This window comes from Asticcacaulis sp., from assembly GCF_035497195.1.
Lineage (GTDB): Bacteria > Pseudomonadota > Alphaproteobacteria > Caulobacterales > Caulobacteraceae > Asticcacaulis.
The window spans coordinates 101,664-114,110 of sequence record NZ_DATJDZ010000019.1 but is presented as its reverse complement, the minus strand read 5'-3'; the positions used below and the strand labels follow the sequence as shown (position 1 = coordinate 114,110).

The window sequence follows — 12,447 nt, the reverse complement described above, 5'->3', positions numbered from 1 at the left end:
CACAATCCTGCGGCAGTGTCACTTCCATAAAACCGGAGACACTTGAATGCTGATGAAGACATCCCTGCTGACCGCCTTCGCCATCGCGGCCCTGACCACGACCACGCTGACACCCATTAGCGGTTACGCCGAGGCGCCGGCCAGCGTTGCCGCCGCCATTGGCCAACCGATCGATATCAGCAAGGGGCTGGATTTCGCCCAGAACCATTCCAACATCAAGCCTGACCCCGCCGTCCGGTTTGGCAAGCTGCCGAACGGCATGACCTACATCATCCTGAAGAACGCCACGCCGCCGGGCACCGCCTCGATACGACTACGGTTCAATGGCGGTTCGCTGATGGAAGATGACAGCCAGCAGGGTCTCGCCCACTTCCTCGAACACATGGCTTTCAACGGCTCGAAGAATGTGCCCGAAGGCGAGATGGTCAAAATCCTCGAACGCCACGGCCTGGCCTTCGGCGCCGACACCAACGCCCATACCGGCTTCAGCGAAACCGTCTACGAACTCGACCTGCCCAAGGTGACCGATGACGACCTCGATACCGGCCTGTTCCTGATGCGCGAAACCGCCGGCAACCTGCTGCTGGCCGACAGCGCCATCGACAGCGAGCGCGGCGTCATCCTCGGCGAAGAGCGCGCCAGCGACAGCCCCAGCCGCCACGCCTATATGAAGTGGGCGACAGCAGCCTTTGGTGGCCAGAAATACGCCGTCCGCCTGCCAATCGGCCTGACCGACATCATCAGGAACGCCAAACGCGACCGTTTCGTCGACTATTACAATAGCTTCTACCGTCCGGAACAGGCCACCCTCGTCGTCGTCGGCGATTTCGATCCGGAGGCGATGGAAGCGCGCATCAAGAGCAAGTTCTCCGACTGGCAGAAACCGGCCGCACCGATCCGCGTTACCGACTTCGGCGCCTACAAGCCCAAGGGCGTGACCTCGGAAGCCTATACCGAAAAGGGTCTGCGCACCGAACTGACAATGACCTGGTCGCAACCCATCAAAGAGGTTTACCAGACCGAGGCCAAGGAAACCGCCGACTTCCTCGACGGCCTGCGTACACAGATCCTCAACGAGCGTCTGGAGCGTCAGGCCAAGCTGCCCGATACGCCCTTCGCCGCCGCCGCCATCGCCCACGATGATGTCGATCACACCGCCACGGTCACGCAGCTTTCGGTCACGCCCAAGCCTGGCCGCGAGAAGGACGCCTTTGTCGCCGCCTACACCACCGTGCGTCAGTTTGCCGAATTTGGCGCCGATCAGGCCGAGCTTGACCGCACATTGAGCGACACGGAAACCTATTTCAAACAGGCCCTGCAAGGCGCCAATACGCGCAACAGCCGCCAATTGTCGGAGGGCCTGGTCGATACCGTGGCCGACGGCGAGGTCTTTACCTCCCCGCAGCAGGACTGGGATTATTTCCAGACGCTGAAACCCGCGATCACGCTGGAAGCGCTCAATGCCGGCATCAAGCCCTTGTTTGCTGGCGACGGGCCGCTACTATGGCACGAAGGCCCGACCCTGGGTGATTTCGACCAGAAAGCCTTCCTCGATACCTACACTCAGGTGCAGTCCGCCAAGATCGCCGCCGCCGAGGCGCGCGTCAACAAACCCTGGCCCTATACCGATTTCGGCGCGCCGGCGAAGCTGGTCAAGCGCGAGGAGATCAAGGACCTTGGTCTGACCCAGTTGACCTACGCCAACGGGGTGCGCGCAACGATCAAGACGACCAATTTCAAGGATGACGAGATCGGCATCACGGTTCGCTTCGCCGGCGGCTTAAGTTCACTGTCACCGGCCGCCAGGCCGCCGGTCTTCGCCGCCTCGATCTCCGATCTCCAGGAAGGCGGCCTCGGCAAGCTTTCAGCCTCCGAGATCAAGGACAGCCTGACCGGCAAGATCTACAGCGTGGGCCTTGGCATTGGCGAAGACGCCACCACGCTTTCCGGCGGAACCAACCCGACCGATTTCGCCACGCAAATGGAGGTCCTCATGGCCTTCACCACCGATGCGGCCTATAGCCCAGACGCCTTCGCGCGCCTGAAGTCGCTGGTGCCTGACTATTACGCTTCGCTGGAATCGACCCCCGGCGGCGTCTTCCAGATGCGCGGCGCGGCGGCTTTGCGCGATAACGATCCGCGCTTCACCATGCCCGCTCAGGCCGACCTGCTGGCCACCACCAATGATCGGGTCAAGGCTCTGGTCGATCACCAGCTCAAGACCGGTCCGGTCGAAATCACCATTGTCGGCGACATTTCCGAAGCCGAAGCTGAGGCCGAAATCACCAAAACCTTCGCTGCCTTGGGCAAGCGCGCCGACGCACCGGTGGTACCGGCCGATGGCCTGGCGCTGCATTTTCCGACGCAGAACCTCAAGCGCGTTTTCGAGCACGAGGGTCGCGCCGATCAGGACCTGAGCTATATCGCCTGGCCGGGAACGGACTTCGCGTCCGATACTCAGCGCGCCCGTGCTTTGACCGTGCTGTCGGAAGTGCTGTCCCTGCGCCTGACCGATGTCGTGCGCGAACAGAAGGGCCTGAGCTACAGCCCCTATGCCAGCAACTACTATTCGCAGACCTTCCCCGGCTTCGGCTATCTCAGCGCCGTCGCCCAGGTGAAGCCGGAAGATGATCAGGCCTATTATGACGCGGTATCCGAGATCGTCGCCGACCTGAAGGCCCATCCCATCAGCGACGACGAACTGCTGCGCGCGCAAAAGCCCCTGCTCGACCGCATGGATACCGACCTGAAGACCAATACCTATTGGGCCGGCGCCCTGCCCGGTTCGACCACCGATGCGCGCAAACTCGACTATATCCGCACCCGCCGCGACCAGTACAAGGCTGTGACCGTGGCCGATATCCAGAAACTGGCTAATGAATATCTCGATATGAGCAAGGCCCTGCGCATACAGATCAAACCGGCGACCGCGGATGCGGCGAAGTAAGCCAAACAAAAACCCCGCCGGATAGACCGGCGGGGTTTTCAGTTGTGTGCACTTTCTTATGGTTTACTGGACGAAACCGCCAACGCCGCCATCGAAGCTCATGACAGCCGTGTTGGCGCCGTTACCATTGCAGCTATTGCAGGCCATCTGGCGCTGTTTGGTGATGGTTTCGGTACGGGTCAGGGTCAGGATTTTGATGCCGACGCCAAAGCGGCGCAGCAGCGACCGTTCATTGCACTGGCGCTGCGGGATCTGCGTCTTGCAGGTCAGCGTACCGTTCTCGAACCACAGAGCTTCATTCTTGGCACAGGTGGCGTTCTTGCCACCGTCGAAATTGATGTGCGAGCCGTCATAGTCCGAATAGGTCCACTGCATACGCGTGCCGGCAATGCAGCGATAGACCTCGCCGCGATAGCTGCCGGCGATATCGCGGCCCGAAAAAACCTGCGAGGCCGGATGCGGCACGCCGGTATCGTCGATGCAGCTCGCCTGAATGATGGTCTGCCTGGTGAAGCTCTTCTGCTCGCTGTAGCTTTCCATGGCGCCGCAGCAATTTCCGCTGACGACATTCAGGCTGCCAGCCGCTTGCGGATAACCCGGTGTCTGCGACCAGTTGCTGTAACCACCGCCATAATAGGTGCCCCCGGCGTTGGCGCCCGCGCTCGCACCGGCGCCGACCTTGACATTGACGTTCACATTGACATTGGCGCCGCCCCCGCAACTCGTGCAGGGGGTATGCGGCGGCCGCGGATTATGCGGCACAGTGGGCGGCGGCGGGGGGGCGCAACCGGTCGTGCAAGCCGCGGTGGCTGCGCCGGCGAAGGCCAGCATTCCGGCGCCCAAAAGGACGGTGAACAGGTTTTTCAAAGCTGCGCGCATCAAAACTTTCCTCATGGCTTTTCGCCCTCATGGCTATTCTGGCCAGATATCAGCAAGAACCATACCGCACTAAACTTTGCCTTTTGATTAAGCCCGGCGTCGAAAAAAGCCCAAAACGGCGTTTTTTCGGCAGCGATCTTGCCTTTCACAAGGGCAAAGGAGATCGCCGTGCCCCATTCCAGTACAGTTTCGTTCCTCAGCTACTGGCGCAGCCTTCAGATTGATCCGGAGCGGGCGCCCACGCGGGAGTTGTTCGATCCGGCGCGCCTCAAGAGCCTGATACCGCAGATGATGATGGTTTCGACAACCGATCACAGCCACCGCTTTCGCCTGGCGGGCGGCTTTTTGCGCGCCCTGCACGGCTACGAACTGAAGGACACGTCCTTTCCGGCGCTTTTCCGCAAGCCCTTTGCCAGCCCGGTAACCACCGCCCTGATGCTGGCCCGCCGCCGCGAACAGCCGGTTATCCTGAGCCTGTCCGCGCCCTGGCAGACCACCCATCCTGAAATGTCAGCGGAAGAAGCCGCGCTGTTTCAGAATGAGACGGTCCATTTTGAAATCTGCCTGTGCCCGATGATGAACACTTACGGCAAGGTCGATCGCCTGGTCGGCATCTACCAGACCCTGAGCGCCATGCCGATGAACCCGAACGGCACGCTGGGCCGCTATACGCTGGCAGCTTCCAAGCTGTACGAACCGGATCAAAACACCAAAGCGGCACACCTGCGACTCGTGACTTCCGAGGGACGGCGCATCGCATAATACCTTGCTTCCTTACGGATTAGGCGCAAAACTCAGCGCCTGATCATATGGAGACCTCCCCATGCCTAAGGACAACAAGCCCAAGGACGACAAGCCCGATAAAAAGGATACCGCCGAAGATCGCCTCGAACAACTCCAGATCGCGCTGGTCGATGCGCAAATCTGGTCGCAGAAGGAAGGCAAGCGCCTGTGTATCGTCTTCGAGGGCCGCGACGCCGCCGGCAAGGATGGCGCCATCAAACGCATCACCGAATGCCTGTCCATCCGCCAGACGCGAGTCATCGCCCTGCCCAAGCCGACCGAACGCGAACAGGGCGAGTGGTGGTTCCAGCGCTATGCCAGCGAATTGCCGACCGCCGGCGAATGGGTGATGTTCAATCGCTCGTGGTATAATCGCGCCGGCGTCGAGAAGGTCATGGGCTTTTCCACCCCCCTCCAGCAGGAAGCCTTTATCCGTGACGTACCGGCCTTCGAGGGTTTGCTGGTCCGCTCCGATATCATCCTGGTCAAGCTGTGGCTCGATATCTCGCGCGATGAACAGAAGAGGCGCCTCGATGAACGCCGCAGTGATCCGCGCAAGCGCCTGAAGGTTAGTTCGCTCGACGCCGTTGCGCAGGATCGCTGGAGCGACTATTCGACGGCGCGTGACGAGATGCTGTGGCGCTCTCACAGCGAGGAGACGCCCTGGACCTGCGTCATGACCGACACCAAGACGAAGGCGCGTGAAAATATCATTCTCTATTTGCTGAAAGCCATCGGCTGCCCGAAATATTCTGTGAAGGTGCCTGCACCCGATGCCGATGTCATCTTTTCTTACGATGACGTCATTACCGGCAAAAAGAGCCTGTACAAGTAGGCCGTCACCGCCAGAACAAGTCAGGAACACCGAATCGCTGCACACATTCTTGAAAAATAAAAGGTTAAAGTAACCGTTTATTGACTCTGATTTGGGAGGCTGGCGACGGTACTGGCGGCAAGAGGGCTGTCAGTCTGAACAAAAGGTTCAGGGCCGATGATCCCCCCCGTGACGCGAAGCGCACATGATGTAAGAAGCCAGAAGGCTCCGCCCCCGGTTCCCGCCAAGCGGGCGCAACTGAAGGAGTGCGGCGACTGCAACCTGTGTTGCAAGGTCTACGACATCCCCGACCTTGAGAAAAAAGCCGGCCATACCTGTTTCAATATCCGCCCGGAAGGCGGCTGCGGCGTCTGGGGTTTGCATCCGCAAATCTGCCAGGATTTCAAATGCCTGTGGCTGAAGCACGACGACATGAACGCGCTGTGGCGTCCCGATCAGGCCGGCTTTGTGCTGCGCCTGGAACCTAACGGCACCACCCTGGCCGTCGATGTCGATTATGACCGCCCCCACGCCTGGCGCCTGCCCTATTATTACGATCAGCTCAAGCTGTGGTCCGAGGTCATGCCGAAGAATGAAGGCCTGGTGCTGGTCTATGCGCCGGAAGGCCTCTATGTCATCACGCCGATGGAAGACCTGTTCCTGAAAGCCCCCAAGCGCGGCGACATTCTGGAAACCGGCATGGAAGAGAGCCTCTTCGGCCTGCGCCCGTTCGCACGGGTGATCCCGGCGGCGCAGGTGCGCAAGGACCGCTCGCAACTGATCAAGCGTAGAGCTTAATAAGCAAGAAACCCCCTCGACAATCCGGGGCGGCCGGTTCATCAACGACACATGACGACACACGCTCCCGCGCCCCTGCCCGACGCCGCCAAACTCAACTGGGTTGACCGCTTTGCCCCACGTCCGCTGCAACCCTGGCTCAAGCTGGGCCGGCTCGATCGGCCAATCGGCATCTGGCTGTTGTTCCTGCCCGGCGCCATGGGACTGGCCTTCGCCATCGCCCATCCGTTTTTTTCCAATTCGCTGGACGGCACAACCAACCTGATGCTGCCGCAGGAAATCCTGCGCTACCATTTCCCCTGGTACAAACTGCTGTTGTTCGCCATCGGCTCGGTGCTGATGCGCGCCGCCGGTTGCGCCTTCAATGATTTCGTCGACCGCGATTTCGACGCCAAGGTCGAACGCACGCGCGGCCGCCCTATCCCTTCCGGTCAGATCAGCGCGAAGCAGGCGTTGGCCTTCGCCGCCGGCTGTTCGCTGATCAGCTTCCTGATCCTGATCCAGTTGGGCTGGCTGACCATTGCACTCGGTGTGGGGTCGCTAGCGCTCGTCGCCGCCTACCCTTTCATGAAGCGCATTACCTGGTGGCCACAGGCCTGGCTCGGCCTGACCTTCAACTGGGGCTTCCTGATGGGCTTCGCCACCGTGACCGGCACCCTGACCTTTGCCGCGCTGATCTTCTATGCCGGGCTGGTTTTCTGGACGCTCGGCTACGACACTATCTATGCCTTGCAGGATATCGAGGACGACGCCATGATCGGCGTCAAGTCGAGCGCCCGTGCGCTTGGCAAGCATACCGTCACGGGCGTCAGCCTGTTCTATGGCATGGCCTCGGTGTTGACCGGCGTGGCGGCTTATCTCGCCGGCCTGCCGCAACTCTTTTTCGTTGGACTTTTGCTGGTGACCACGCATCTATTCATGCAGCTTGTTCGCCTGCGGCCGGATTCGTCGGGTGAAAACTGGGACAGTGCTTTGGCGCTCAAACTGTTCAAGTCCAACCGCTCGTCCGGGTTATTGTGGTTTTTCAGTTTGCTGGCGGTGCATTTCACCGGTTTTCTCAACACTTAGAGGTTTGGCATGAGGCATATACCGACACGCAAGCTATTCGCCGGACTGGCGCTGGGCGTATTGGTCGCCGCATCAGCCTGCCATAAAAAGCCGAAAGATGACCAGGCAGCCGCCCCGGTAGCGGCGGCGACCGTGCCCCTGACCCTTGCGGCTTCCAATCCGGACGCGCAGATCAACCTCACCCTGCCGGAACCGATCAGGCTCTATCCCGAACTGCACGCCCGCCTTTTCAAGGAAGGCCAGTCCGCCCTGACCGCCTTCATGGATCAGGCGCACAAGGACCGCGCCCAGAACAGCGCCGATGGTATCGAGGAGCCGCCCTATTATCACAGCATTGTCTGGAAGATAGCCGCCCAGACGCCGCGCCTTGTTTCTGTCTTTTCCGAAGAAGACGACTACCAGGGCGGCGCGCACCCCAACCACACCATCCAGACCTTGCTGTGGGACAAGACCACGAAGACCGAGATCGCCACCAAACGCCTGTTCAAGGCCAGCGCTGATTTCAAGGCGATTGACGCCTATCTCTGCCATCAGGTCGAGGCCGAACGCTCGAAACGCGCCGGCGAACCGATATCGCAGTCCGGCACCGGCTTCGCCTGTCCAAAATTCGCTGACAGCCGGCTGGTGCTGATTCCTGCCACAACCGGCGGCACAGCCGGGGCCATCGATGCTTTATATGCCCCCTATGATGTCGGTCCTTATGCCGAAGGGCCGTATGAGATCCGCGTGCCGCAAACCCTCCTGGGCGATGTGCTGGCGCCGGAATTCGCCGATCAGTTCGGCGGCGAAGCGGTCAAGGATCAGGCGCTCAGCGATCCGGACGCCGAGTGAGCGATACTGAAGCGTTTATCCGGGCGCAGACCCGCCCCCTGCCTGTGTCCTCCGTGCCGTCGATCCGCCTGTATCAGGCCGATGAAGTCACGCCCCTGTGGCTGATGACCGAACAGGACATGGCCACGCAGCACCTCGCCCCGCCTTTCTGGGCCTTTGCCTGGTCGGGCGGTCAGGCGCTGGCGCGGTATATTCTCGAACATCCGGAAATCGTCCGGGGGCGGCAGGTGCTCGATATCGCCTGCGGTTCGGGCCTTGTCGGGATCGCCGCCAGGCTGGCCGGCGCACAAAGCGTGCTGTGCAACGATATCGACGCCTATGCCGGGGTCGCCGCCGCGCTGAATGCCGAACTGAACAACGTAGAGCTGGCCTTTACCGGCGACGACCTGCTGGCCGGGCCAATCCCCGATGTCGATATCATCCTCGCCGGCGATATCTGTTACGAAAAGCCGATGACCGACGCCATGCTGACATATTTTCGCCGCGCCGCCCCCCACAAGATAGAGGTCTATATCGGCGATCCGCACCGGACCTATTTCCCGAAAACGGGCCTGATCCGGCTGGCCGACTACGATATCCTGACCAATGCCGATATCGAGGACGCTGCCGTCAAACCGGCCAGCGTCTGGAAACTGGAGAGCTGAAGTGCCCGTACACCACAAGATTGATTATATTGAATTTCCCGGCGGCGATCTGGAACCACTCAAGGCCTTTTACACCAAGGCCTTCGGCTGGAATTTCATCGATTATGGCCCGACCTATGCTGCTCTGGCCGATGCCGGAATCGACGGCGGTTTCCAGGCCGATCCGGCGGAGCCTTCCGAAAAGCCGCTGGTGGTCCTATTTAGTGAGGATATCGAAGCGTCTCTGGCGGCCGTAAAGGCGCAAGGGGCGGCCATCACCAAGGCGATCTTCGATTTTCCCGGCGGGCGGCGGTTTCATTTTACCGATCCGTCCGGTAATGAACTGGCCGTCTGGTCCGATAAGTAGAGGCCCGATAAGTAGAGGTATTGTGCAAAGGCTCGGCTGGCTTTCTTTGATGGCGCTCATGGCGATAACGGCGCAACCCGCTGCGGCGAAGCTTGCGCCGCCGAAAGGCCCGACGCCGAAGGAACAGCTCAAGACCCTGACCGCCAAGGCTGAAAGCGGCGACGCCCAGGCGCAATATGATCTCGGCGTCGCCTTTATCGAAGGCCGCTACGAGCAGAAGCCCAACCCAGACACCGGCATGTCGTGGGTCGCCAAATCCGCCGAAGCCGGCAATGCGACAGCGCAATACGATCTGGCGGTCGCCTATCGCCTTGGCCACGGCGTCAAGCCGGATGCGGCCCAGGCGCTCACCTGGTATCAAAAAGCCGCCGATCAGGGCCGCGATGAAGCCCGCACCTTCGTTTGCAACGCCTATACCCAGAGCCTGACCGTCAAACCGGACTGGCCGAAAGCCCTGCCCTATTGCCAGACGGCGGCTGAAAAAGGCGATCCCGGCGCGCAATACGCTATGGGCATGGCCTATGCCGAAGGCCGGGGTATCGCGCCTGACAATGCACTGGCCATCGCCGATCTGAAAAAGGCCGCCGATCAGGGCCACGCCGCCGCCCTGACCGAACTGGGCCAGATATACCTGATCGGCGATCTGGCGCCGCAGGACTATACGGAATCATTGCACCTGTTCAAAAAAGCGTCGCGACGCGGCGATCGCCAGGCGGTTCAACTGCTGGCTCATCAGTATGAAGCCGGCATGGGCACTCCGGCCGATGTTGGCCGCGCCGCCCGGCTTTACCGCATACTGGCGCGTGACGACAGCGACACCGCCGCGAAGGACTGGCTCAAGGCCCATCCCGACGCGCCGGATGATACGGTGCTCGACCTCAACAAGATTCCACGCGACATCATGTTCTTCGCTACGGAAACCAACGATCCGCGCTTCCAGACGATGGATATTCATGGCTATTACGACCAGTTGAGCGTCTCCGCCTACCCGGTCGATGCGCAGAACGACAAGGTTTCCGGCAGGGCCTCGGCGGAATGCCGCTTCACCGCCTCCGGCGATTTCGATGATTGCGTGCTGACGGAAGAAGACCCGAAGGATTACGGCTTCGGCGTCTCGCTGATGCGGATCATGGATCGCCTCGGCACATCGGGCAACAAGACCGACTGGGCCAAGCAATACGATGGCAAGTCCCTGCGCCTGTCCATGCGCTGGAAACCGGAGTAGATTTAAAGAAAACGGGGGAAATAATGAAATATATCTGCGGCCTGCTCATGGCCATCTCATTGGCTTTCGCCACACCGGCTTTTGCCGACACCTTCACTGATCTGCAACAGAAGGCGGAAAGCGGCGATGCCGCGGCGCAGCTTATGCTTGCCAAAGTTTACCTGTACAAATGGGATAAACATTACAATCCCGCCGAGGGAGAAAGGTGGCTCCTGAAGGCGGCTGAAGCGGGTAACGCCGATGCCGAGATGCAATTGGGTGATCTCTACGTCACGAATGACAGGCTCAAAGCGCTCGGATGGTACGAAAAAGCCGCAACGCATGGCGTTGTCAGGGCCCTCCAGCCCATATGCGCCGCATACTTCTATGGTGGCGTCATGGAGAGTGACTGGAGCAAGGTCGCGCTCTTTTGCCAGAAAGCTGCCGACAATCATATTGCCGTTGGCCTGACCGCAATGGGCGTCGCCTATGCTGAGGGCAAGGGCGGATTGCCGGTCGATCAGATAAAGGCGCTCGGTTATCTTGCTCAGGCCGATGGCATGAATGAACCTTACGCGGCCGAATATCTGGGCCGCCTGAACTTGCAGGGCCTTTTGGTCCCGCAGGACTATGCCAAATCGGCCATCTATTTTCGCAAGGCTATGGGATATGGCCGAATGGTGACAGCGGCTTATCTGGCGCAACAGTATGATAAAGGACTTGGCGTCTCCGCCGAACCGCTGGAGGCTGCGCGGCTATACTATTTTGCGGCCAGCGCCGGACAATCCGATGCCATCACATGGATGGCTGGTCATCCCGAAATCACCGAAGATAGCCTTAAAGCCAACCAGAGCAATCCATTCAAAGATCCACCGGCCCTATGGACCAGCACGGTAAAAGCACCGGATGGCGGGAATATCGAGGCGCCGCTGGCGCAATATATGTTCTCTCAACTCAATGACTTTTATCCCGATCGGGCCGTCTATGATGAGGTAGAAGGCAGCGTCACTATCGATTGTCATTGGAACAACGAAGGCAATCTCGACAACTGCCTTGTGCTGCATGAATCACCGGCCGGATATGGCTTCGCTCAGGCGACATTGCGTATGCTTCTGCGCCCCATTCCGGTTACCCAGAAAGACGCCTAGAAAACACAACATGCGGGCAAGTCCTTCCACACAATGATCAGGTGGGTTCTCGGCTGAAGTCCGGTTTAAAAGCGCCCGGTTGATAGCCGAAGTCGCACGTGGCGGCGCTGTGATCAAACCACAGGTCGCTGTTCATCCGCAGCACCATATGAATATTGCGCTTGAGCTTTTTCGGCCGGATCAGGTTCAGCGCGAAAAAACCGAGACGCCACAGGACTTCCGGCAGGGCGATAATCACCGGCCCGCGGCCGAGCGCCTCGAAAATGCGCCGCACCATGGCGGCATAGGTCAGGTCTTCGCCGCCGCTGAGATTGTAGGCCTTGTTGAAGCTGGCCTTCGCCGTCAGAGCCTGCATCGCCGCCGTGGCCAGATCGCGGGCATGGACCGGCTGGCGCAGGCCCGACGCCAGACCGCAGACCGGGAAGAAGCCAAGCTTGCGGATCAGGTCGGCAATGCGCGTGACATTCTGGTCCAGGCCTTCCTCATAGATCAGGGTCGGCCGCAGGATGGTAAAGGCTACACCGCGCGCTTCGCAAAAGGCGGTCAGGGCGTCTTCGCCGGCCGCCAGTTTCGCCACCACGTCGCGTTCGGCCGCCTCGCCGGAAGCCCCTTTAGTCAGCCGGCTGGTCGAAGAAAAGGCGATGATGCGCTTCATGCCGAGGTCGACCAGACGCTCCAGAAGCGTTTCGGTGATCAACCAGATCGGGGTGCACACAATGACGGCGACGAAGGGGCGGTCAGGCTGGAAATCATAGGGACGAGCCGTATCGAGAATCACGCCCTGCTTCGCTACGGGCTGACGCGAACTGTAGCGCACGGACTCTTCCGGCCAGCCGGCGGCCCTGATCGCCTCAGGCATCCGCCGTCCGATCAGGGAGCGCGCGCCGATGACCAGCAAGTTCTTCATTCGTGGTTCCCAAAGTCTTTTATAACTGGTCTTAAAGGCATTTCAGCCCTATGTCATCCCGCATAGCCACCTACAGGG

The 12,447-nt window shown here is 60.3% G+C and carries 12 protein-coding genes; 10 read left to right on the top strand and 2 right to left on the bottom strand.

Annotation, left to right across the window (positions count from 1 at the left end):
• Nucleotides 1–46 precede the first annotated feature (46 nt).
• On the top strand, nucleotides 47–2,947 hold the full coding sequence (locus VL130_RS11495; RefSeq protein ID WP_325363044.1) for a M16 family metallopeptidase: 2,901 nt from the start codon (nucleotides 47–49) through the stop codon (nucleotides 2,945–2,947).
• Nucleotides 2,948–3,010: 63 nt separating this feature from the next.
• Here the strand turns inward: VL130_RS11495 and VL130_RS11490 are convergent, their stop codons facing one another.
• On the bottom strand, nucleotides 3,011–3,841 hold the full coding sequence (locus VL130_RS11490) for a hypothetical protein (RefSeq protein WP_325363043.1): 831 nt from the start codon (nucleotides 3,839–3,841) through the stop codon (nucleotides 3,011–3,013).
• A 153-nt stretch (nucleotides 3,842–3,994) separates the two neighbouring features.
• Between VL130_RS11490 and VL130_RS11485 the strand changes: the two genes are divergently transcribed.
• The 9 genes from VL130_RS11485 (at nucleotide 3,995) to VL130_RS11445 (ending at nucleotide 11,462) form a co-directional block, all read left to right on the top strand.
• The gene (locus VL130_RS11485) at nucleotides 3,995–4,588 is read left to right on the top strand and encodes a PAS domain-containing protein (protein WP_325363042.1); all 594 of its coding nucleotides are present in this window, start codon (nucleotides 3,995–3,997) and stop codon (nucleotides 4,586–4,588) included.
• A gap of 61 nt (nucleotides 4,589–4,649) precedes the next feature.
• On the top strand, nucleotides 4,650–5,444 hold the full coding sequence (ppk2, locus tag VL130_RS11480; protein ID WP_325363041.1) for a polyphosphate kinase 2: 795 nt from the start codon (nucleotides 4,650–4,652) through the stop codon (nucleotides 5,442–5,444).
• A 168-nt stretch (nucleotides 5,445–5,612) separates the two neighbouring features.
• Nucleotides 5,613–6,221 carry a hypothetical protein gene (locus VL130_RS11475; RefSeq protein ID WP_325363040.1) on the top strand — a complete coding sequence of 203 codons (609 nt, stop codon included), beginning with the start codon at nucleotides 5,613–5,615 and terminating at the stop codon, nucleotides 6,219–6,221.
• A gap of 51 nt (nucleotides 6,222–6,272) precedes the next feature.
• Nucleotides 6,273–7,289: a 4-hydroxybenzoate octaprenyltransferase gene (ubiA, locus tag VL130_RS11470; protein WP_325363039.1), complete on the top strand. Its 1,017-nt coding sequence runs from the start codon at nucleotides 6,273–6,275 to the stop codon at nucleotides 7,287–7,289.
• A 9-nt stretch (nucleotides 7,290–7,298) separates the two neighbouring features.
• Complete coding sequence (locus VL130_RS11465; protein WP_325363038.1) at nucleotides 7,299–8,120, top strand: DUF3298 and DUF4163 domain-containing protein; 822 nt, start codon at nucleotides 7,299–7,301, stop codon at nucleotides 8,118–8,120.
• Complete coding sequence (locus VL130_RS11460; RefSeq protein ID WP_325363037.1) at nucleotides 8,117–8,764, top strand: class I SAM-dependent methyltransferase; 648 nt, start codon at nucleotides 8,117–8,119, stop codon at nucleotides 8,762–8,764. The genes VL130_RS11465 and VL130_RS11460 overlap by 4 nt, the downstream gene beginning before the upstream one ends.
• A 1-nt stretch (nucleotide 8,765) precedes the next feature.
• A complete protein-coding gene (locus VL130_RS11455) occupies nucleotides 8,766–9,110 on the top strand; it encodes a VOC family protein (protein WP_325363036.1) in 345 nt (114 codons plus the stop codon).
• A gap of 58 nt (nucleotides 9,111–9,168) precedes the next feature.
• A complete protein-coding gene (locus VL130_RS11450) occupies nucleotides 9,169–10,335 on the top strand; it encodes a tetratricopeptide repeat protein (protein ID WP_325363035.1) in 1,167 nt (388 codons plus the stop codon).
• Nucleotides 10,336–10,358: 23 nt separating this feature from the next.
• Nucleotides 10,359–11,462 carry an energy transducer TonB gene (locus tag VL130_RS11445; RefSeq protein ID WP_325363034.1) on the top strand — a complete coding sequence of 368 codons (1,104 nt, stop codon included), beginning with the start codon at nucleotides 10,359–10,361 and terminating at the stop codon, nucleotides 11,460–11,462.
• 37 nt (nucleotides 11,463–11,499) lie between these two features.
• Here VL130_RS11445 and VL130_RS11440 read toward each other — a convergent pair whose 3' ends face one another.
• Nucleotides 11,500–12,369 (bottom strand): SDR family oxidoreductase, encoded by an 870-nt coding sequence (locus VL130_RS11440; RefSeq protein WP_325363033.1) that lies wholly within the window; start codon nucleotides 12,367–12,369, stop codon nucleotides 11,500–11,502.
• Nucleotides 12,370–12,447: the final 78 nt, after the last annotated feature.